The organism is Priestia veravalensis (assembly GCF_001457055.1).
Taxonomy (GTDB): Bacteria; Bacillota; Bacilli; order Bacillales; family Bacillaceae_H; genus Priestia; species Priestia flexa.
On sequence record NZ_KQ758640.1, the window covers coordinates 25,211 to 43,270 of the forward strand.

Genomic DNA, 18,060 nt, shown 5'->3' on the forward strand with positions numbered 1-18,060 from the left:
TACGACGTATACTGTAAGATATGCTAAATTTAACTTCGACATCTTATCATAGGATGAAAAAACTCGCTACTATTTTTTCTTCGATAGGTAATCCACAGTTTCTTGCTTTCCTAAAGCGGCATGTCCTTGTTTTTTGTTATAGTTTAATATCACTTTAATTTCATTGACTTCACATTCATCACTTAATGTGTGAAGTCCTGATAGAAAAGGAGTAAGATGGTTAGTCATATCAAATTCTGAGGCTGCGTTTTGGAGATAATCAATTGGTGGGACGTAACCCATTTTCTGATAAAACGCTAAGATGTTAATTCGCTCATAAAACATTTGAACCACTTCTTCTTGTGACATGTTGGGATAAGATAAAGAAAAAACGTTACGAACGGGTGTTTTAAGCCACTTCGTTAAGCATGTTTGTGGATTATTTACAACTGCTGTAGCACCTTTTAAATAACCCGCTAAAATGAGCGACATGAAGCCTCCGCCTGACGACCCGTAACAGGTTACGTGTGATAGGGGGACTTGTAAATTCGCTAGAATTTCACTTAACAAAACAGAAATTTCTTGAAGATAAAACCTTTCTTTTGTTCCTTGTCCCCATCCTAACGAAAGCGGACCTAAATATAAGGTAGGATCGTTATAATAAATGACGGATGCATCGAATAGGTCCATCCATGAATGGCGCTGAAAATAAGGAGGACCTTGCGGGTGCTCTTGCTTAGCACCAGCTCCAGAGCCTAACAGAATCATCTTTGAAGAGTTTTCTTTTAGTTTGATTAAAAATTCATATAATACGCCGTCCCACTCAACAGCAAGGACATACGGCATGTCATTTAATAAATCAACATCATGTAGCTGATGCTTTTTGATTGCAATTCGCGTGTAGTTTTCAATCAATTGTTTAACACCACTTTCTATATAGTAAAAAGCATTCATTCCATCTTATGAAAAATCTAAAAAAGTGCTTGTACGTTTAATGTATACTCTATGAAAATCAAGTCATATTAAGAAACAATAGAAGGGAAGTGATCGTTGTGCGAGATATATATCAAACGTTTCAAGAGCTATCTCAGTGTGAGCGAGCTGGAATTGACTATGAAATTGAGTGCATCATTCGTAAGAAAGACATTGTTGTGTTGGCGATTCATGGCGGTACAATGGAAGAGGGTACACTTGAAATGGCAAGGGAATTGGCGCAGGAGGTTAACGGGACTTTTTATGCATTTAAATGCTTAAAAAAAGAAGATCCCTTTGAACTGCATGTAACATCTACTCATTACGATGAAGAGTTGGCAAGGTCATTAGTCCATCAGTCAAATATAACTATTTCATTTCACGGTGCACGCGGTGCGGAACGAGAGATTTATATAGGAGGGCGCGATGAACCTCTTGCATCTCGCGTGAAAGAATTATTAAAACCCGGGTTTATTGTAGTTGAGCCGCCCCCTCATTTAAGAGGAGTTTCGCCAGATAATATTGCAAATGATAATACCCGCCATCAGGGACTGCAGTTAGAATTGACAGTACCTCAATATGATGAGCTGTTAACTAACGTAGAAAAAAAACAGTCTTTTATTGAATCGTTAGTAAAAGCGATTAAAGAAAGTGAATAGCATGTATACAGCGCCGGAAAAAATAGGCGCTGTATTTTTATTGCAGGATAGTTGAAAAGCGCATCTCCATATGGAAGATATGCTAAAATATAGAAAAAGAAAGTGTTGCACCTTTAATGGTTGGTTTATAAAGTGAGGAGATAAGATGAAAATTAAAACAGAAGAAATATCAGAAGTTGTCCTTGAAGTACAGTCAATGGAACGAGCCGTACAGTTTTGGTCTAATCAGCTTGGCTTTCCAATCGTGGAACAATGAGGGTATGATAACGGACAGTTTACCGAGGAATCAAATGGAGTTTGGGCAACATGGCTCTATGTTGGAGGGCCAACAAGGCTAGGACTATGGCTTCCTCGTATGTTTTCCAAAGCTGAGCAAAAGATGAAGCAGCTGAATATTTCAAGCTGGCCAAACCTTTACGATGAGGGTGGCGTTCACGTTCACTTAGCTCTCCACGTGCAGAAGCAAAATCTTGAGGGAACGCTTATATTGTTGAAGCAGGAAGGTATCGATGTGAAGATAATAAAAGAAGCAAATGAAACAAGAGTGTATTTTAAAGACACGGAATCAAATATTATTGAATTCTATACAAAATCAATGGCCGACGATTACACAAAACAAGTGATAAAGAAATAGTAGAACACTAGGGAGGGGTATCAATGAATGAACTCAATGGCTATTTGCTTGCAATGGAACACGTAAATCATTATACAAATCATGTCTGTACGTTTGTATTTGATACAAAAGAGATGCTATATGTGCTTGAGCTTGGAATTGATAGCTAGAAGGGAGCTCGTTTTGCAAAATTATTATTGGATCATAATTATGTTAGTTTTGGGAACATGTATAAAACTATGGAAAGTTATTCGTAAGAAAAAGCCACCAACAAAATTTGAGCACTTTCATAGTAAAGCTTATGATTTGGAGGAAAAAGGAATAAAAAGTATAAAAATGGAGGTAGTTCGTTTGGATTTCATATTGTTCTGTCCAAAGAAGGTAAACAACGAGTATTGTAAGAACGGAAAAATATGAAACTTTTTAAACACTATTTCGTATTACTTAATATAAATTAGATTTTTTATTTTAACAAAGGAGATGACAGAAATGAAAGAGGCGGGATGTATAAAATGTGGTGGACAGAGCGTTGGGCAAAAGGAAGTGGCAATGACAGGCACAGGTCTTTCAAAGCTTTTAGACGTTCAGCATAACCGCTTTGTTGTGGTTTATTGTAAGTCATGCGGTTACTCAGAGTTTTATAATAAAGAAGCGTCTAAGGCGTCTAATATTCTCGATTTGTTCTTTGGTTAATTTAGAAGAAATACGACTGTTTAGCCACTTTTCATCATATGGATAAGTTATATGCATATGATGAGGAGGGGAAACTGTGAGTGATTCGTTTTATTCGCCGTTCATAAATAAAGAGGGAAGAAAGCTAACGATTGCTGAAATTTGTTTCTCTGATGTAGAAGTGATGGTTGCGAAGCAGTTAGAAGAAGGGTATCAGCTTGAATTTAAGCGAGAAGTTAGTTCTACTGTGAAGAGGAAGATTCCAAATATTATTGCATCGTTTGCCAATGAAATGGGCGGGTGGCTAATATTTGGAGTTGATGAAGATGATTACTCAATCAATTTACTTGAAAAAAAAGAGTATGAGCTCTTTATTCACAACATGCTGAAGGATGTAACGAATCCAATTCCTCGTATTTTTACTCGGTTTCTATCACCTGAACATACCACAGAGTACGGCGTCTTTGTTATTTGGATTCCAGAAGGCTTGTACCCTCCTTATATGTCATACGGGAAAGTTTATCGCCGTATTGGGAGCGGAACTTCTCCAATTTCAGAAATTGATGACCGCTATCACTTGGACCGTCTATATCAAAAGTCAAAAGACCGAATGATGCGTTTAGAAGCATTTTGCACAAAAGAATTATCTATCTATAACCGAAAGGGGCTTACGCACGGCGAAGGCTATGTTCACTATGGAATGTGCAATATGTACGTCATTCCAATTTATGACTTGTACTTATTGGAACATATGGATGAAGATAAATTAAAGCAGTATATCTTATCAAAATCAAATGAACCGAAAGCTTATCCAATGTATGAAGAAATTGAAATGAACGTTCATTTACCGTTTGTTAAAGCATCATATTCTGCAGAGTCAATTATTTTTCGAAACACTGATGTTATTGACTCCTATGATAAAACCGTTGCTTGGGAACAGTTTGTTAATGGAGCGGCAAAATTTCATATTCCAATTCCATATGTAGAAGAGCTTGATGAAGTAAAATCTGTTTTGCAAGAGTGCGTACCAAGCTACAGAAATGCTGCTATTTTTGATCAATTTCAATACGTTGATGGCCATCAATTTTTAACATTGTTACTAAGCTGTCTTGGTGAGTACATTGAATGTATGACGCAGCTCAACGCTGAATTAGAAGATATGATTGTTGTAATTGATCTTGAAAACGTGCGAAATGATGTTTTGTATTTTAACCATGAGGCATATAAAGGTTTTTTAAGAGAAGAAGGCCTAGTTTTTTCTGATAAAAAGCATTATCGATTTAATAAATCTTTTCGAGCTATGAAGCTAAAAGAAAAAAACGGCGAATCTTTATTTCAATATGTTGATTATATTATTAACGCGTTTGGTCTCTCAAAAAACAAAGCTCTTCATTTTCTTATGCAATCTTTTTATCAATCAAAGTAAAAAAATGACTATTTTTTAACAATTGAGAACATTTATACATTTTCTGAAAAAGGTATGGTACCATCAAATAGAGTGAGGGGAATAGTGGTTATTCCTCAAACTCGCTTGAATAAACCTTTCAAACAAAAGGGGATGTTACAAAGGTTTATATCAGACTTTGTGAGACATAGGGGAGAGAATGAAACATGAAAAAGGTTGGGTCCATTCTGTTAATTGTGTTAGCGCTAGCAGGATTGGGAGGGGTGTGCGCTGCTTATTATCATTTCGAGCAGCAAAAAGAAGCAGTAGATAAGTTTGTGGTAAATGAAACATACATATTAACAGTAGGGGTAACACAAATATAGAGATTTTAACCAGATATACGGGTAAGCTATTCAAGAAAAAAATCCTAATAATTGTTAGGATTTTTTTCTTGAATAGCTTTTTTAATTTGTTTAATTGTTTCAACATGCATTCCCTCATGGTAAAAGTTAAACAAGAACGTGCTGCCAACGTGATCAAACGAAATGCCAGCTTTATTAGTGAACCGCTTGGCTAGCTTCAAATCATAATGAGCGGGTATGAATTCTTTAATACGCTCAGTTTAAGTCATCAGCTCTTCTTTTAGTTGAATTAAGGTAGGAGGTGTTTCCTTCCATTGAGAAGGTTTTGTTTCAGCCGCGAATAATCGCTCATATGAGGCAGGCAATTGATTTTTCTTTCCAGCAAGCTCAAAAACAAGCTTTTCTTGAATATATGCAATGTGCCCTAAATTCCAAAAAATGTTGTTTGAAAAGCCATCGGGAGTTACTAACGATTCCTGTTCAGTTACGCTTGATAAAACTTTTAGCGTAATACTTCGAACGGTTTCTAAATGATGTAATAACAATAAATTCATAAATAATTCCTCCTTTAGACTTGTTTCTTTTCTAGTAATATCTTTTAATTATAACAGGGAAACAGTCAAATACGGTGTAGTTTGCTTAACGAAAATAGTAAGAAGAAAGGGCGATACCATGTCTAGTTTACGTTTTGAAAAAATATTGCAAGTAACAAAGAACCATATTGAGTTGTTAAAGGAAGCTGATCCATCAGAAGAGGTTATTTCAGGCTATATTGAGAGAGGAACATGCATTGCAGGAAGAGCAGATGGTGAGTTAGTGGGGCTTGTTGTACTGCTACCAACAAGGCCGAATACGGTGGAAATTGTCAATATTGTAGTAAAGAAAAACATGCGAAATCAAGGATACGGAAAGCAATTGGTGGAAGAAGCTTTAAAGCTTTCAAAGCACTATGGATATAAAAGCGTAGAAATTGCAACAGGTAATTCAAGTATTGAGCAGTTGGCGTTGTATCAAAAATGTGGATTTCGTATTACAGGAATTGAAATGGATCACTTTGTTCATAATTATGAAGAAGAAATCTATGAAAATGGTATTCAATGTCGTGATATGATTCGACTGCGACAAATATTGAGTTAAGGGTACATATTTTTAGAAAATGGGCGTTTAGACAAGCAAAAGGATGATGCGTGCATACACTGAGACAGAAAGGATGGTGTATGTTATGTGTTTTTACGGCGGTTATTGTGGAGGATACGGCTATAATAAAGGCGGCAGTGGGTTTGCCTTAATCTTAGTTCTGTTTATTCTTCTTGTTATTGTAGGATGCGTTTGTTGGAATTAATAAAGAAAAGAAGCATACAAAAGGAGACTTTTGTATGCTTCTTTTCTTTAAATTAAAACTAATCTAAAAAATTTTATAAAATAAAATTAAAAAAATATTGACACTATATACAAACTACCCGTAGAATAGCCATCATAACAAAGTGAATAAAAAAGCAACTCTTATCGAGAGTGGTGGAGGGACTGGCCCTATGAAACCCGGCAACCTATCAGCAATCGTGCTGTAACGGTGCTAAATCCTGCGGTGTATCTTTATACACTGAAAGATAAGAGAAGCGGATTGGTTAAAATCGCTTCTCTTTATCTGCAAGAGGCGTTTTTTTTATGGAAAAAAAGAAAAGGGAGCGATTGACATAATGAAAAAAACAACAAAAGTACTAGGTTTAACACTGGCGTCAGCACTACTAATTGTAACGGCTGCGTGCGGAAAAGAAGAAGCAAAGACTTTGAGCACAGAAAAAATTACAATCGGAGTAACTGGTGGTCCTCATCAACAAATTAACGAAGAAGTGAAGAAGTTAGCAGAAAAAGATGGATTAGAGATTACCATTAAAACGTTTAACGACTATAATACACCGAACACAGCGCTTGATGAACGTGATTTAGATTTAAATAATTATCAAACATTACCGTTTTTAGAACAACAGGTAAAAGATAAAGGCTATAAAATTGAGGATGCGTTTAAAACGGTTGCGTTTCCAATGGGTATTTATGCAGACGGCATTAAAGATATAAAAGAACTGAAAAAAGGTGACAAAATTGCTGTGCCAAATGATCCAAGTAATGAATATCGTGCGTTAAAGCTATTTGAAGCGGCTGGAGTTATTAAATTAAAAGAAGGCGTTGAAGAAAAAGCAACGAAAAAAGACGTAGCTGAAAATAAACTGGATCTTGAAATCGTTGAGCTAGAAGCTTCACAAATTCCATCTCAATTAGGTGAAGTAGCAGCTGCTGCAATTAACACAAACTTTGCGATGGGTGCAGGTTTAACAATTAATGATGATGCCATTTTCCATGAAGAAATTGAAAACAATCCATATCCAAACTACGTTGTTGTACGTACGGAAAATAAAGATGATGAAGTTGTAAAACAGCTAGAGAAATACTTCCATTCAGATGAAATTCGTCAATTTATTGAAGAAGAGTTTAACGGCTCAGTTGTCCCAGCATTTTAAGGAGTGGTGAACGTGATTGAATTAAAGCAGACTTCCAAAACATATGAAGTCAACGGCAAGAAAGTGGAGGCTGTGAAAGACGTGTCCTTGACTATTGAAAAAGGAGAGGTGTTCGGAGTAATTGGATATAGCGGTGCGGGGAAAAGTACGCTGATTCGCTGTGTTAATCTACTTGAAAAACCAACGTCTGGAGAAGTATTCATTAATGGTGTAAGCCTAACGACTCTTTCAAAGCAGGATTTTCAAAAGACACGCCGGAAAATCGGGATGATTTTCCAGGGGTATAATTTATTAAAAACAGCAACTGTATATGAAAACATTGCAATTCCTCTAAAACTAGAAGGCATTGATAAAGAAACCATTCAAAAGCGCGCAGAGAAGTATTTAGAAATTGTCGGGTTGTCTGATAAAGTTAATCACTACCCGTCTCAGCTATCTGGCGGTCAAAAGCAGCGTGTTGCCATTGCACGAGCGTTAGCGCATGAGCCTGAAATTTTATTAAGCGATGAGGCCACAAGTGCCTTAGATCCAGAAACAACGGAAGCTATCTTGGAGTTACTATTAAAAATTAACCGAGAATTAGGCTTAACAATTTTTCTAATTACGCACGAATTAAACGTTGTTCAACGTATTTGTGATCGCGTAGCAGTGATGGAAAATGGAAGAGTCGTAGAAGAAGGAAAAGTAGTGGATATATTTACTCATCCACAGCATCCAACAACTAAGCGTTTTATTGGTTCAGAATCTGCATTTAATCTTCCAGAAGCTTTAAAAACAGAATATCGTAAAACTGGTAAGCTTGTATCACTTTATTTTAAAGGAAGTGAAAAGTCCAATGAACCGGCGCTTGCGATGGTTTCACGCAAATTTGATGTATTACCAAGTATTTTAGCCGGTGGAATTGAACAGTTAAAAAATGAAACGCTTGGAAAGCTGCTTGTTCATTTAAGAGGAGATAAGGAAGCTTATGAAGAAGCAATCGGATATTTAGAAAGTGAAGGCGTTATTGTAGAGGAGTGGAAATAAGATGGCTGAATTTTTTGTAGAGTGGGGAGACGTTATTTGGGAAGGCTTCCTTCAAACGTTAACCATGACAAGTATCTCATTAGTTATTGCCATCTTGATTGGTTTACCGCTTGGGATTTTACTTGTTGTAACTAGACAGGGTGGACAGTCAGAAAACAGATGGTTATACCAAGTTCTGAACTGGATCATCAACATTATTCGTTCGATTCCATTTATTATTCTATTATTCTTCATTCTACCATTTACTAAGCTTATTGCTGGAACAACCATTGGTGTACAAGGCGTAATTGTTCCCCTTGTGGTTTATACCGCACCTTATATTGCAAGATTAATGGAGTCTGCGCTGTTAGAAGTTGATAAAGGAATAGTGGAAGCATATCAATCAATGGGGATTTCAACGTCAAAAATTATTTGGTACGTTGTTGTAAGAGAAGCGCGTTCTGGTATTATCTTAGGATTAACTATTGCAACAATTGGTCTCATCGGTGCTACTGCAATGGCAGGCCTTGTTGGTGCTGGTGGGCTTGGAGATATCGCCTTTCAATATGGGCATTTACGCTTTGAACCAACAGTGATGTACACAACTATTCTCGTATTAATTATTATGGTACAGTTGATTCAATCGTTTGGTAGCCAGCTAGCTAAGAGATTAAAAAGAGAAGGGTAAGAGAGGTAGGTTGCTCATGGGAAGGAAAGTTGGAATTATTGGATGTGGCAATGTTGGCTCAGCGACAGCTTTTTCATTAGTTAATCAGCAAGCAATAGAAGAATTGGTACTTGTGGATTGTTTAAAGGAAAAAGCGGAAGGTGACGCGCTTGATTTACAGGATGCAACTGTCACAGCGTCTGGGTTTACAAACGTATATGCAGGTGGATTGGTCGATATTAAAGATGCAGATGTGATTATTATAAGCGTTGCCGGTCCAAGACCTCAAAAAGGTGAAACGCGGCTTGATGAACTAAAAGCAACTGCACCTATTATTATGGAAGTAGTTACAACTCTAAAAGAGCTTGGTTTCTCAGGCTGTTACGTTGTAGCCACAAATCCATGTGATGTTATTACATACCATGTATGGAGTTTGTCTGGATTGCCAAGAGAGCGTGTAATTGGAACAGGAACTTTATTAGATAGTTCACGTCTTCGGCGAGTTGTTGCAAATGAACTCAAGGTAAAGCCACATGACGTTCATGCGTATATGCTTGGTGAACATGGCGATTCGCAGTTTGCACTATGGTCACATTCAACAATTTTTGGACAAAAACTAGAAGATTACTACCAACATGAGCAGTCTATTTTAGATAAAGAAAAAATTGAAAAAGAAGTGATCAAACTAGGTTTTGAAATCTATTGGCTGAAAGGAAATACGGAATTTGGTATTGGAAACGCGATTGCACAGCTAACCAAAGCCATTGTCAGTAACGAACGAGCTGTTTTTCCAGTTTCTACGATATTGCAGGGAGAGTATGGCTTACATGACGTAGCTATCAGTATTCCATCTGTTATTGGAAAAGGAGGAATTGAGAAACGAATTCCTCTTCATTTATCACTAGAAGAACATCGTAAGCTGGAATATTCAGCAAACATTATTCAAACAGCAATTTCTGAAATACGTTCTCAAAAAATACAGCACTAAAAAAGCACGCTTTTCTGAAAAGCGTGCTTTTTAACGATAGCTTGTCGTACATACATAACTCATACTAAATAAAATAAGGTTTTTGCCTGCTCCGTCTTTTTGAAAATTTCTATGGTTGTAACAAGCAAAAAGATAAAAGCAACACTAGAGGCTAAAAGGGAAATACGCAAAAATAAACGCTTTCTCTTTAACAGCCGATAAATAAAGAAAAGCATGATCCCAATTAACACAATACAAGCAATACCAAGTTGGATAGAGAGCTTTGCTAATTCATCAATGGTTTCTTTAAATAAAAGTAGCCCTTCGTTGTTAAGCTTTGTTTCAGAAATATTTGTTTTTTCTTCATGGTTTAATACGCCGATGTCCCACTTTTGAGAGGATGTATCATTGTATACTGTGTAATAAAACGGCCCGAGTTTTTGTTCATCAACGTGATGGTTACTTGCTGAGACGTGTGAAGCAATGGGAAAGGCGAGTAAAAAAATAAGCAGTGAAATCCATCTTTTCATAGTTAAAATCCTCTTTCTCTATCACAATCTTCTTTTATTATAAAGGAGATTTTTTTTTGTATCTATCATCCCTCCGTCCTATTTAGATTTCTATATATAAGGCGAAAGGGGGAATGAAGGATGGCAGAAAAAATTCAGGAAAAAAGCCAGCTTCGCATGACATTTCACAACGGTGATAAGGAGGATGGAACGATGATTTTAAAATCCAAACTATACCCAAATATTGCAATAGCTTCTTCACCTGATGCGTTGCTAACAGCAAGTGAAGCCATTGCGAGTCTACAGTTACTTCCACTTGTTGAAGTCGCAGAAGTCGTAACATATACGCTTGTAAGTGAATAATAAAGGGGGGAGCTAAATGAAAACATTAACAATGCAGTTTTTGAACTTAGAACAAAAAACAGTGGGTATTTCAATTGAGCAGCCGAAAGAAGGGCTTGAAGCTTCTGAAATCAGCGCAGCTATGGATCAGATTTTAGCAAGCAATGTGTTCACATCAAATGGTGGAACACTTACATCAAAAAAGGGTGCACAGATCATTGAGCGTAACGTAACGGAATTTGAAATCTAAACATGGTTTGCCTTGACCAAAAACCACCTCCGCACTACAATGAGTAGTGTGAGGTGGTTTTTTTATGAAGATTCAACAGTTTAAGTTTAAAGAAAGTGGCTTGAATCGTTTTTTTGGACCTCTAGAAGCAAAGGTAATGGAATGTATATGGCATGGAAAACAAATGACAATTAAAGATGTTCAAATTGCTCTTGAAAAAGATAAGATAGTCAACTTCAATACGGTTATGACCGTTATGAATCGTCTTGTAGAAAAAGGGCTGTTGGACAAGTATGTAAAAGGGAGAGTTTCTGTTTATCAACCTGTGCTGTCACAGCAGGAATTTTTAGAAGGGCAATCTAAGGAATTAACGTCTGAATTAATTGATGAATTTGGACTCTTGGCTGTGAGTCATATGTTAGATGCAGTAGAAGAAGCAGATGAAGAGCTGCTGCTGCTTTTAGAACAGAAAATTAAAAAGTTAAAAGCGAGCGAAGAAATATGAATAAAAAGCAATCTGTTGTTCTTTTTTACGCATCCATACTAGTAGCCATTAGCCTGCTTGTACAAATGACGGTTTATCTCATAGACCCACATCATCATTTAAATGTGTTTACTCTATGCTATCACGCTGTAGAACATATTGGTTGGAAGTGGGCACAGTATGTTTTATATGGGTTTGTGGTTTATACCCTCTTGCTTGTTTTCTGGAAGCTAATTAGACAGTTTTGGCTTTTGTACCAATTTTATCATCAAATTAAAGTCAGTAAAGTATCAAGCTTAACTCGTTACATAGGCAAGGATGAAGATATTTATCAAGGGGTCGTTGTTGTTAATTCTACCCGTCCATTTGCTTTAACGAAAGGATTTGTGAAGCCTCAAATTGTTGTTTCAACAAATTTAGTTAATCTGTTAAATAAAAAAGAACTTGAAGCAGTGTTATATCATGAGCAATTTCATGGGCGTAATAAAGACCCACTGAAAATTTTTCTGTTATCATTGTGTGCATCTGCACTGTGGTATCTTCCTGTGCTGAAGTGGAGCAATGAACGTTACAAATTAATAAGTGAACTGTTAGCTGACCGTGCTGCGATTGATTCGCTAGACTCGACACTTCCAATTGGAAGTGCGCTTTTAAAACTGATTAAGTACCAAAAGCAGCAAACTTCTTATGCATATGCGCCTTTTGCCGAGACAGCAGTCAATTATCGCATAAAGTGTTTGGTAAATCCAAAGATGACCATCACATGGAATATTCCAAAACTTATGATGGTAAAGTCAGTGGCTGTGTTTGTGCTGCTTTGGTCAGTATTTGCTTATTAAGGAACGAATAAAACATATTGAGGGAGAGGTGAAAGCTGCTTCTATTTAAGTTGCAGCAAACAAAATGGCAAAGTCAAAGAAAAAAGGAAAAACAGGAGTTCAAAAAAAGCAGTCTACAAATTCTAAATGGCTGTTTTGGACAATTGGAATTGTGAGCGTGGTTGTTTTAGCGTTTATTATCTTTGGTAATATCAATAAAGGTAGCGAACAAGCTGATATCAGCTATGAAAATCAACCGTTCTTGGGTGAAGAGGATGCACCAGTTGAAGTGATTGAATTTGGTGATTATAAATGTCCTCATTGTAAAGAGTTCAACAATACATTTTTTCAATTGATTGACCAAGAATACATTCAAACAGGCAAAGTGAAGTTTTACTTTATGAACTATGCTTTTATTAACGTAGATTCAACTCGCTCGGCTCAGTTTGCTGAAACGGTTTACAAAGAGCTAGGAAATGATACATTTTGGAAGTTCCATAAGCTGCTTTATGAGAAACAACCTGATTCAGCCGGTGCTGAAACACAGGATATTTTTACAGACCAATTTTTACAAGATACCCTCGGCGAAATAGCCAATGAGGAAGATGTGCAAAAAGTAGTGAAAGCTTATGAAAACGAAGAGTTTAAAGAAGCGTTCCGCCAAGACATGTCTTATGCCAAGAAACTAAATGTTTCTGGAACACCGGCTCTTTTTGTAGATGGAAAGCCATTTGAAGGATCAACTGCTGAAGACTTTGATAAGATGGTTAAAGAAGCAGCTGAGAAGAAGGGACAAGAATGAAGAAAACATTAGTAGGGAGCTGGATTGTTACAATTGTTGCAACTCTGGGCAGCTTATCTTTTAGTGAATTGTTTAATTTTATTCCATGCACATTTTGTTGGTATCAGCGAATTCTAATGTATCCGCTCGTGATCATTTTAGGCATAGCTGTGTATGAACAGAATGACAGAATTTATAAATACGTACTGCCGTTCTCAGTCGTAGGTATGCTTGTATCGGGCTATCACTATGCACTACAAAAAATACCTGCATTACAAGCGTTTGAAACATGTACAAGCGGTATACCTTGCTCAGGTCAGTACATTAACTGGCTTGGCTTTATCACAATTCCATTTTTAGCATTCATTGCGTTTACAATGATTACATTCTTAATGGTAATGTTAAAAAGACAAAAATAACAGAAGGACTCTAAGCTAAAAACTTGGAGTCCTTCTGTTATTTTTGAATAAACTATGTTCTAAATAAATACATATTACATCAACTAAAAATGATGTTCTTATAAAGAAGGAGCTTGTTTTATTGAAATAAATTTTGAAAAGAGAAATCGAACAGCTGGCCCTATAATAAGAATCTGTGTTGGGTAGGCGACAATTATGTTTTTTGCAAAAATTGTAAAGAAACTAATTAGTACATGTTGGTTTGTCAAAGATCCAGCTATAGATGCATGAATAAGTCCATAGATTGACATGAAAAACACCATTCCTATCACCATACACGTAGATAAAGTTAAGATCATATAAAACTTCTTCTCTTTCTTAAAAGGTAGTAAAAAGACAACTTTGTGAGCTATAGGCCCTACTATTACTAATTCAAGTGCAAGAGCAATAATGAAGACCATTATCATTTCTTTTACCATTTGCAGCGGTGTTAGTACGTTGAACATTCCATTAAGCATGAAGTTATACGTTGTCATAACGAATACCATGCCTAAGCACATTATCATTCCAAAATAAAATTCCTGTTTTTTTGTTGTTGGCGTATCGTAATCCTCCTTTTGAATTCTTTGTTAAGTATAGAGATTTAAAAAACGCTTCGTAAGTGAACATTATGTGAACTTTTTTTGTTTTTCGTCCCTTTTGAAAAGTAAAAAGCCTATATATAAAGCGATAGAGCATTAAAGGAGGAGAAGAAAAATGACGGATTGGCTTTCTTTCGTTTCAGATGTTGGCTTTCCAATTGTAGTGACTTTATATTTGCTGCATCGGATTGAAGCGAAGCTTGATATGGTTGTAACGTCGATTCAAAAATTACCTTACGAGTTAGAACAACGGGAAAATGAATCAACTTGAAAAGTGGAGAAATATCGATGTGTTAGTAAAATAAAGGAAAAGAGCTTTTTGCATTTATGAGCATGTTATACTTGTTCTAGCTGTTAAGATAAAAAGTGGAGGGATTCAAGTAATGAACATGTACCCTGACATCGCAACAAGCTATGGAGCAGATTTAATAGTATGTGAAAATCAATTTGAAGCAAGCTATTATTACCATGAAATGAGAGGGCAATGCTTACAAAAGTTAAAAGAAATTAGCAAGTTAGTTGATGAATTTGAATTTGACTTTTCACCAGACAGTTTAAAGATAATTGAACTTCTATATTATGATGTAGAAGATCAGCAGTCTTTTTCATTTTTTAATCTGACTAAAGAAGAATTTGAACGTTGTCTAGGCATTTATTTAGGAGAAGTCGTAGTTAGAAATATTGAAAAAGCTCGCTGGGTTGTTCGTGAATATTCCCTCGACTCTAGCAAATTTTTAATGGGAATTGAAAAAGGGAAGTTTGCGTTAATGCTTCCTTATGGATATCGTGAGCATAAAGAACGCTATCCGCACTTTCGATTCACTCTTTATCGAGACTTTTTACAATTTAAGAACCGTAACTAAGCTTGAAAAATAGCTTGTAGTTGAACATAAAATAATTAATTAATTATATATTAAAGACAGAGAGATGAAGGAAAGCTGAGAATATTTTCTCGGTTTTTTTCATGAGTATGGATGAAAAATGGTATAATTAGGTGAATATCTCGTTTTGGGAGGTGATCGAGAATGGTAAACAGCTGTTTACCTGCTTCTGTTCGTACTCATGCAAAGCCTACAAATGGAAAGGCGATACTTTGCATGGGGATAAACGCTTGATTAAGTCGCCCATTGCTTAGTTCACTTCATTTAATAGGCTTTGCCACCTTATTTATAGTAAAGAATAAGGAGCGAGCAGAAATGAAATATGTGAACGCAACGACTGTTTTACCTACTGAGCTAGTTAAAGAACTTCAGAAATATGTCCAAGGAGAAACTATTTACGTGCCAAGTACAACCCGAAAAGAATGGGGCGCGTGCTCGGGTACCCGAGAATGGACGAAAAAGCGAAACTGTGACATTAAAAAAGCTTTTCAAGAAGGCCGAACAATATATGAACTAGCAGAACAATACTTTTTAGCTGTTGAAACAATTAAAAAAATTGTTTATAAAAAGTAATTATTAAGGCACTCATCAAAAGATGGGTGCCTTAATGTATATCTTTTTTTAGAACTGTTTTTGCCATGTTAGCAAAATGTCCTGAGCATATAATAAGAAGTAGAATAAAAGAAAGGCTTGATTTAATATGGAAGCATTTATTAATCATCATCAATACAATCTTATACGAGAGCAAGTGAAGTTAATCTCTGACAGTTATGCGAAATCTAATAGCCACGATGTAACAAGTGCTATTAAAGCCTTGGCTGCTGAACGAGTATTTAATCAATTTGAAGAGCTAACACCGTTGCAAAAAGATATTTTGTCACCTATTTCAATGCTGTCAGACAGCAAGGAAGCCGAGGTGTTTTTGAATAGCTTAGAATCGGTTATCATTCCTTTTCCACAAATAAGCGAAGCCGGAATTAAAAAGTTATTTAAAAAGGTGAAAAAATTAAAGGTACCGGCTAACATTAAAGAAGAAACGCTTCACTGCTCGTATATTGGGTGGAATGATTACGGTGCCAGTAAAAAGTATCTTATCGTAGAGCATCACGGAAAGTTAATTGGCGTTGCAGGTGAATTTAACCGTATTCAAGATAAAGGAGTATGTACAATTTGTCATCGTATTTCGGACGTAGGGCTATTTATGAACCAGAAAAAAGCAAGTTCAGACGGTACGTTTATAAAGCGTGGAAACTATATTTGCCAAGATAGTGAATGGTGTAATGATCATCTAACAGATCGAAGCAAGCTAACTGAATTTATTGAGTGGTTATATTAAAAGCGAGGACTTGCTCCTCGCTTTTTACTGACCAATCTTTATCGGAATGTGAATCTTTATTACAATATCGTTATCTACGTTAAAGTGTGTAGAGGTATCAACAATTTCCAATGTAGGGCCAGGAATTGCTTGATGTCCAGATTTGGAAAGCCAATTTTTTTGAATCATCTCGTAAGTTTTATGAAGACTTTCAAACGTACCTTTGTGCTCATATTGTATATATGTATAAGCGGGAAACGTGTGAACATTCATTCCTTTGGGGATGGTGGTTGGATCGTTTACTTCTACACCAGTGATATAAAAGTAGTCATTTTCAAATGGAGGGAGACAAATCCCTGTCATGATATGATCATGCTTTCGATGAGGAATGGTACTATAATTCTGTTCCATTTGCTCCCAAAGAGCCTTTACTATGTCCTCGTCTCTTTTATTGAGCTTAGACCTTTTTTGAGCAACACCAACTACTGAAAATCCTTCTTTATAAACGATTTGACCTTGCATAATCCACCTCGTATGTAATGGGATAAAGTGAAGCTTATCGTGATTTTAACATACAATGAGACAATGGAAAATAGCTAAAAAAAGATGCAATCCTTTATTTTTACATAAAATGTAAGAATTACGTATAGGACATAATGACCTCTCTTATATATTCAATAATATCTCTTCTTCATTGACGAATTGAATGTAAAGGGGTGACCGCCATGATAGGTTTATTTAAAAGCCGAATTCAAATGTCTTCTACTCAAACTACGAGCTCTTTATCAATTCCATTTAACAGTGAAACAACAATTTTAACGCTAGATTTACCTACAAACATTGCTCAGCAGCAAAAAAAGATTGATGGAATTGTAGGGGGGAAGCAAATATCCCACTTGGACTAACAAGCTATGAATATGGTGTGACGATGCGCTTGTATCGGAATAGTCAACAGCTAATGAGCAAAAACTTACGTCAAGGAGCAGCTGCGGTACTAACGCTAGGGTTTATCCAAAATAATACCATCCCTTTTTTGTGGGTAGATCAAAATGCTGTGCAAGAAACCAATACGTATACGGTGACGCTTCGGTTCTTTACTCGGTCAACAAGCGGCGTGAGCATCCAAACTAAGACAAGAAGCCTAAACGTTATCTCGTAGCTTAGCAAAGCTCAAAGTGATAACTAAACCAATAATCGTCTTGGATGTTACGCGTATTAGAAGCAAGGATATGCTCTTTTCCTTCCTCATCTAGTGCTAACCAGTTATAATTAATGTCCATTTTAATAGAGTAAAAATGGCCTTCTTTAAACAAAATAACCGGAGGGTGTACTTCTACATAATCATTTAGTTTTTTAACCACGTCTTGTTTACAACGAATAAGTTCCATGAAATTGTTTCTCCTTTGTGCATATGTATAGCATATTCTTTGCGGTATAGCTTGCACCCTCTTTACAATTAAGAGGAGCAAGGTTATTTTAGCATATTTTAAAAAAGAATTAGAGTGAAAAGGACCGAGACAAATGAATGAACAAATTATCTTTGCTAAAAGACCAGTTGGAATGCCAGAGACAGACACATTTCGATTTGAAAAAATTGCAATGCCAGAAGCAAAAGAAGGAGAGGTAGTTGTTCAAATCCCTTTATTTGTCGAATGAAAGGATTCATTGTGGCTGATTATGCAGAACGCTTTCAAGAGGAGATTAAACAATTAGGTGAATGGGTGCAGCAAGGAAAGATTAAATACCGTGAAAATGTTGTAGAAGGATTTGAAAATGTTCCTGAAGCATTTTTAGGCTTATTCAGTGGCGCAAACCTAGGAAAGCAGCTTGTAAAAGTAGCCGAGTAAAAGCTTATATTAAAAA

The 18,060-nt window shown here is 36.2% G+C and carries 31 protein-coding genes, 1 pseudogene and 1 riboswitch; of the genes and pseudogenes, 26 read left to right on the forward strand and 6 right to left on the reverse strand.

All coding sequences use genetic code 11. The annotated features are described in order from the left end of the window. Positions 1–69 precede the first annotated feature (69 nt). Positions 70–933 carry a glycosyl transferase family 2 gene (locus tag AS180_RS08030; RefSeq protein WP_226372944.1) on the reverse strand — a complete coding sequence of 288 codons (864 nt, stop codon included), beginning with the start codon at positions 931–933 and terminating at the stop codon, positions 70–72. Positions 934–1,031: 98 nt separating this feature from the next. Here AS180_RS08030 and AS180_RS08035 point away from each other — a divergent pair, with 98 nt between their 5' ends. From AS180_RS08035 to AS180_RS22410, 6 genes are all read left to right on the forward strand, one after another. Further along, on the forward strand, positions 1,032–1,610 hold the full coding sequence (locus tag AS180_RS08035; protein WP_062686646.1) for a poly-gamma-glutamate hydrolase family protein: 579 nt from the start codon (positions 1,032–1,034) through the stop codon (positions 1,608–1,610). Positions 1,611–1,989: 379 nt separating this feature from the next. Next, entirely contained in the window at positions 1,990–2,244 is a 255-nt protein-coding gene (locus AS180_RS23495) for a hypothetical protein (protein WP_226372945.1), read from the forward strand. Between the two features lie 23 nt (positions 2,245–2,267). Beyond that, positions 2,268–2,393: a hypothetical protein gene (locus AS180_RS23835; protein ID WP_258954115.1), complete on the forward strand. Its 126-nt coding sequence runs from the start codon at positions 2,268–2,270 to the stop codon at positions 2,391–2,393. A gap of 319 nt (positions 2,394–2,712) precedes the next feature. After that, positions 2,713–2,916: a zinc ribbon domain-containing protein gene (locus AS180_RS08050; protein ID WP_025909917.1), complete on the forward strand. Its 204-nt coding sequence runs from the start codon at positions 2,713–2,715 to the stop codon at positions 2,914–2,916. Between the two features lie 76 nt (positions 2,917–2,992). Further along, complete coding sequence (locus AS180_RS08055; protein WP_062686649.1) at positions 2,993–4,321, forward strand: AlbA family DNA-binding domain-containing protein; 1,329 nt, start codon at positions 2,993–2,995, stop codon at positions 4,319–4,321. Between the two features lie 185 nt (positions 4,322–4,506). Beyond that, positions 4,507–4,665, forward strand: coding sequence for a flagellar basal body-associated FliL family protein (locus AS180_RS22410; RefSeq protein ID WP_153301146.1), 159 nt, complete (start codon positions 4,507–4,509; stop codon positions 4,663–4,665). Between the two features lie 239 nt (positions 4,666–4,904). Here the strand turns inward: AS180_RS22410 and AS180_RS23500 are convergent, their stop codons facing one another. After that, the gene (locus tag AS180_RS23500; RefSeq protein ID WP_225002213.1) at positions 4,905–5,198 is read right to left on the reverse strand and encodes a DinB family protein; all 294 of its coding nucleotides are present in this window, start codon (positions 5,196–5,198) and stop codon (positions 4,905–4,907) included. Positions 5,199–5,316: 118 nt separating this feature from the next. On the opposite strand from AS180_RS23500, the gene AS180_RS08065 reads away from it, so the two are divergent. From AS180_RS08065 to AS180_RS08085, 6 genes are all read left to right on the forward strand, one after another. Then, positions 5,317–5,781, forward strand: a complete 465-nt coding sequence (locus AS180_RS08065; protein WP_025909919.1) for a GNAT family N-acetyltransferase — start codon at positions 5,317–5,319, stop codon at positions 5,779–5,781. An 85-nt stretch (positions 5,782–5,866) separates the two neighbouring features. Continuing rightward, a complete protein-coding gene (locus tag AS180_RS21595) occupies positions 5,867–5,986 on the forward strand; it encodes a YjcZ family sporulation protein (RefSeq protein ID WP_076512449.1) in 120 nt (39 codons plus the stop codon). Positions 5,987–6,144: 158 nt separating this feature from the next. Beyond that, positions 6,145–6,258, forward strand: a riboswitch (SAM riboswitch). An 83-nt stretch (positions 6,259–6,341) separates the two neighbouring features. Beyond that, on the forward strand, positions 6,342–7,160 hold the full coding sequence (locus tag AS180_RS08070; protein WP_025909920.1) for a MetQ/NlpA family ABC transporter substrate-binding protein: 819 nt from the start codon (positions 6,342–6,344) through the stop codon (positions 7,158–7,160). 12 nt (positions 7,161–7,172) lie between these two features. After that, positions 7,173–8,186, forward strand: coding sequence for a methionine ABC transporter ATP-binding protein (locus AS180_RS08075; protein WP_062686650.1), 1,014 nt, complete (start codon positions 7,173–7,175; stop codon positions 8,184–8,186). A gap of 1 nt (position 8,187) precedes the next feature. Next, on the forward strand, positions 8,188–8,853 hold the full coding sequence (locus tag AS180_RS08080) for a methionine ABC transporter permease (RefSeq protein ID WP_025909921.1): 666 nt from the start codon (positions 8,188–8,190) through the stop codon (positions 8,851–8,853). Positions 8,854–8,869: 16 nt separating this feature from the next. Beyond that, a complete protein-coding gene (locus AS180_RS08085; protein WP_061785583.1) occupies positions 8,870–9,820 on the forward strand; it encodes an L-lactate dehydrogenase in 951 nt (316 codons plus the stop codon). 59 nt (positions 9,821–9,879) lie between these two features. Here the strand turns inward: AS180_RS08085 and AS180_RS08090 are convergent, their stop codons facing one another. Beyond that, complete coding sequence (locus tag AS180_RS08090; protein ID WP_025909924.1) at positions 9,880–10,329, reverse strand: hypothetical protein; 450 nt, start codon at positions 10,327–10,329, stop codon at positions 9,880–9,882. A 120-nt stretch (positions 10,330–10,449) separates the two neighbouring features. Here AS180_RS08090 and AS180_RS08095 point away from each other — a divergent pair, with 120 nt between their 5' ends. The 6 genes from AS180_RS08095 (at position 10,450) to AS180_RS08120 (ending at position 13,381) form a co-directional block, all read left to right on the forward strand. Further along, positions 10,450–10,671: a DUF1659 domain-containing protein gene (locus AS180_RS08095; protein WP_025909925.1), complete on the forward strand. Its 222-nt coding sequence runs from the start codon at positions 10,450–10,452 to the stop codon at positions 10,669–10,671. A gap of 16 nt (positions 10,672–10,687) precedes the next feature. Continuing rightward, on the forward strand, positions 10,688–10,900 hold the full coding sequence (locus tag AS180_RS08100; RefSeq protein WP_025909926.1) for a DUF2922 domain-containing protein: 213 nt from the start codon (positions 10,688–10,690) through the stop codon (positions 10,898–10,900). A gap of 64 nt (positions 10,901–10,964) precedes the next feature. Beyond that, on the forward strand, positions 10,965–11,384 hold the full coding sequence (locus AS180_RS08105) for a BlaI/MecI/CopY family transcriptional regulator (protein WP_025909927.1): 420 nt from the start codon (positions 10,965–10,967) through the stop codon (positions 11,382–11,384). Beyond that, on the forward strand, positions 11,381–12,202 hold the full coding sequence (locus AS180_RS08110) for a M56 family metallopeptidase (RefSeq protein ID WP_062686651.1): 822 nt from the start codon (positions 11,381–11,383) through the stop codon (positions 12,200–12,202). Before AS180_RS08105 ends, AS180_RS08110 begins: the two co-directional genes overlap by 4 nt. Before the next feature lie 64 nt (positions 12,203–12,266). Next, complete coding sequence (locus tag AS180_RS08115) at positions 12,267–12,983, forward strand: DsbA family protein (protein ID WP_025909929.1); 717 nt, start codon at positions 12,267–12,269, stop codon at positions 12,981–12,983. Beyond that, entirely contained in the window at positions 12,980–13,381 is a 402-nt protein-coding gene (locus AS180_RS08120) for a disulfide oxidoreductase (RefSeq protein ID WP_061785581.1), read from the forward strand. Before AS180_RS08115 ends, AS180_RS08120 begins: the two co-directional genes overlap by 4 nt. 98 nt (positions 13,382–13,479) lie before the next feature. Here AS180_RS08120 and AS180_RS08125 read toward each other — a convergent pair whose 3' ends face one another. Then, positions 13,480–13,926: a hypothetical protein gene (locus AS180_RS08125; protein WP_062686652.1), complete on the reverse strand. Its 447-nt coding sequence runs from the start codon at positions 13,924–13,926 to the stop codon at positions 13,480–13,482. 190 nt (positions 13,927–14,116) lie between these two features. On the opposite strand from AS180_RS08125, the gene AS180_RS08130 reads away from it, so the two are divergent. The 4 genes from AS180_RS08130 to AS180_RS08145 all read left to right on the forward strand — a co-directional run bounded on the left by AS180_RS08130 (position 14,117) and on the right by AS180_RS08145 (position 16,218). Next, entirely contained in the window at positions 14,117–14,272 is a 156-nt protein-coding gene (locus tag AS180_RS08130) for a YvrJ family protein (protein WP_025909932.1), read from the forward strand. 112 nt (positions 14,273–14,384) lie between these two features. Beyond that, positions 14,385–14,864, forward strand: coding sequence for a hypothetical protein (locus AS180_RS08135; protein WP_062686653.1), 480 nt, complete (start codon positions 14,385–14,387; stop codon positions 14,862–14,864). Positions 14,865–15,197: 333 nt separating this feature from the next. Then, entirely contained in the window at positions 15,198–15,455 is a 258-nt protein-coding gene (locus AS180_RS08140; RefSeq protein WP_025909934.1) for a CD3324 family protein, read from the forward strand. A gap of 127 nt (positions 15,456–15,582) precedes the next feature. Next, entirely contained in the window at positions 15,583–16,218 is a 636-nt protein-coding gene (locus AS180_RS08145; RefSeq protein WP_062686654.1) for a FusB/FusC family EF-G-binding protein, read from the forward strand. Between the two features lie 24 nt (positions 16,219–16,242). On the opposite strand, the gene AS180_RS08150 is transcribed toward AS180_RS08145, so the two are convergent. Continuing rightward, a complete protein-coding gene (locus tag AS180_RS08150) occupies positions 16,243–16,719 on the reverse strand; it encodes a GyrI-like domain-containing protein (RefSeq protein WP_025909936.1) in 477 nt (158 codons plus the stop codon). A 203-nt stretch (positions 16,720–16,922) separates the two neighbouring features. Between AS180_RS08150 and AS180_RS23505 the strand changes: the two genes are divergently transcribed. Together AS180_RS23505 and AS180_RS23510 are read left to right on the forward strand one after the other, a co-directional pair. Continuing rightward, positions 16,923–17,102: a hypothetical protein gene (locus AS180_RS23505; RefSeq protein WP_062686655.1), complete on the forward strand. Its 180-nt coding sequence runs from the start codon at positions 16,923–16,925 to the stop codon at positions 17,100–17,102. Between the two features lie 23 nt (positions 17,103–17,125). Continuing rightward, on the forward strand, positions 17,126–17,356 hold the full coding sequence (locus AS180_RS23510; RefSeq protein WP_062686656.1) for a hypothetical protein: 231 nt from the start codon (positions 17,126–17,128) through the stop codon (positions 17,354–17,356). Position 17,357: 1 nt separating this feature from the next. Here the strand turns inward: AS180_RS23510 and AS180_RS08165 are convergent, their stop codons facing one another. Next, positions 17,358–17,585 carry a hypothetical protein gene (locus tag AS180_RS08165; RefSeq protein WP_062686657.1) on the reverse strand — a complete coding sequence of 76 codons (228 nt, stop codon included), beginning with the start codon at positions 17,583–17,585 and terminating at the stop codon, positions 17,358–17,360. Between the two features lie 133 nt (positions 17,586–17,718). On the opposite strand from AS180_RS08165, the gene AS180_RS23840 reads away from it, so the two are divergent. Both AS180_RS23840 and AS180_RS08170 read left to right on the forward strand, forming a co-directional pair. Further along, positions 17,719–17,853 carry a hypothetical protein gene (locus AS180_RS23840; RefSeq protein ID WP_257788899.1) on the forward strand — a complete coding sequence of 45 codons (135 nt, stop codon included), beginning with the start codon at positions 17,719–17,721 and terminating at the stop codon, positions 17,851–17,853. Then, positions 17,850–18,044, forward strand: a pseudogene (locus AS180_RS08170) (NADP-dependent oxidoreductase); the annotation flags it as partial. The gene AS180_RS23840 and the pseudogene AS180_RS08170, both read left to right, overlap by 4 nt. Positions 18,045–18,060 lie beyond the last annotated feature (16 nt).

Coding starts and splice junctions, on each gene's coding strand:
- AS180_RS23835 (WP_258954115.1), top strand. CDS start 2,268: ATGAATGAACTCAATGGCTATTTGCTTGCAATGGAACACGTAAATCAT.
- AS180_RS08085 (WP_061785583.1), top strand. CDS start 8,870: ATGGGAAGGAAAGTTGGAATTATTGGATGTGGCAATGTTGGCTCAGCG.
- AS180_RS23510 (WP_062686656.1), top strand. CDS start 17,126: ATGCGCTTGTATCGGAATAGTCAACAGCTAATGAGCAAAAACTTACGT.
- AS180_RS23495 (WP_226372945.1), top strand. CDS start 1,990: ATGAAGCAGCTGAATATTTCAAGCTGGCCAAACCTTTACGATGAGGGT.
- AS180_RS08050 (WP_025909917.1), top strand. CDS start 2,713: ATGAAAGAGGCGGGATGTATAAAATGTGGTGGACAGAGCGTTGGGCAA.
- AS180_RS08095 (WP_025909925.1), top strand. CDS start 10,450: ATGGCAGAAAAAATTCAGGAAAAAAGCCAGCTTCGCATGACATTTCAC.
- AS180_RS08090 (WP_025909924.1), bottom strand. CDS start 10,329: ATGAAAAGATGGATTTCACTGCTTATTTTTTTACTCGCCTTTCCCATT.
- AS180_RS08030 (WP_226372944.1), bottom strand. CDS start 933: ATGAATGCTTTTTACTATATAGAAAGTGGTGTTAAACAATTGATTGAA.
- AS180_RS08125 (WP_062686652.1), bottom strand. CDS start 13,926: ATGATAATGTGCTTAGGCATGGTATTCGTTATGACAACGTATAACTTC.
- AS180_RS08110 (WP_062686651.1), top strand. CDS start 11,381: ATGAATAAAAAGCAATCTGTTGTTCTTTTTTACGCATCCATACTAGTA.
- AS180_RS21595 (WP_076512449.1), top strand. CDS start 5,867: ATGTGTTTTTACGGCGGTTATTGTGGAGGATACGGCTATAATAAAGGC.
- AS180_RS22410 (WP_153301146.1), top strand. CDS start 4,507: ATGAAAAAGGTTGGGTCCATTCTGTTAATTGTGTTAGCGCTAGCAGGA.
- AS180_RS08100 (WP_025909926.1), top strand. CDS start 10,688: ATGAAAACATTAACAATGCAGTTTTTGAACTTAGAACAAAAAACAGTG.
- AS180_RS08140 (WP_025909934.1), top strand. CDS start 15,198: ATGAAATATGTGAACGCAACGACTGTTTTACCTACTGAGCTAGTTAAA.
- AS180_RS08145 (WP_062686654.1), top strand. CDS start 15,583: ATGGAAGCATTTATTAATCATCATCAATACAATCTTATACGAGAGCAA.
- AS180_RS08165 (WP_062686657.1), bottom strand. CDS start 17,585: ATGGAACTTATTCGTTGTAAACAAGACGTGGTTAAAAAACTAAATGAT.
- AS180_RS08135 (WP_062686653.1), top strand. CDS start 14,385: ATGAACATGTACCCTGACATCGCAACAAGCTATGGAGCAGATTTAATA.
- AS180_RS23500 (WP_225002213.1), bottom strand. CDS start 5,198: ATGAATTTATTGTTATTACATCATTTAGAAACCGTTCGAAGTATTACG.
- AS180_RS08080 (WP_025909921.1), top strand. CDS start 8,188: ATGGCTGAATTTTTTGTAGAGTGGGGAGACGTTATTTGGGAAGGCTTC.
- AS180_RS08130 (WP_025909932.1), top strand. CDS start 14,117: ATGACGGATTGGCTTTCTTTCGTTTCAGATGTTGGCTTTCCAATTGTA.
- AS180_RS08120 (WP_061785581.1), top strand. CDS start 12,980: ATGAAGAAAACATTAGTAGGGAGCTGGATTGTTACAATTGTTGCAACT.
- AS180_RS08150 (WP_025909936.1), bottom strand. CDS start 16,719: ATGCAAGGTCAAATCGTTTATAAAGAAGGATTTTCAGTAGTTGGTGTT.
- AS180_RS08070 (WP_025909920.1), top strand. CDS start 6,342: ATGAAAAAAACAACAAAAGTACTAGGTTTAACACTGGCGTCAGCACTA.
- AS180_RS08115 (WP_025909929.1), top strand. CDS start 12,267: ATGGCAAAGTCAAAGAAAAAAGGAAAAACAGGAGTTCAAAAAAAGCAG.
- AS180_RS23505 (WP_062686655.1), top strand. CDS start 16,923: ATGATAGGTTTATTTAAAAGCCGAATTCAAATGTCTTCTACTCAAACT.
- AS180_RS23840 (WP_257788899.1), top strand. CDS start 17,719: ATGAATGAACAAATTATCTTTGCTAAAAGACCAGTTGGAATGCCAGAG.
- AS180_RS08065 (WP_025909919.1), top strand. CDS start 5,317: ATGTCTAGTTTACGTTTTGAAAAAATATTGCAAGTAACAAAGAACCAT.
- AS180_RS08105 (WP_025909927.1), top strand. CDS start 10,965: ATGAAGATTCAACAGTTTAAGTTTAAAGAAAGTGGCTTGAATCGTTTT.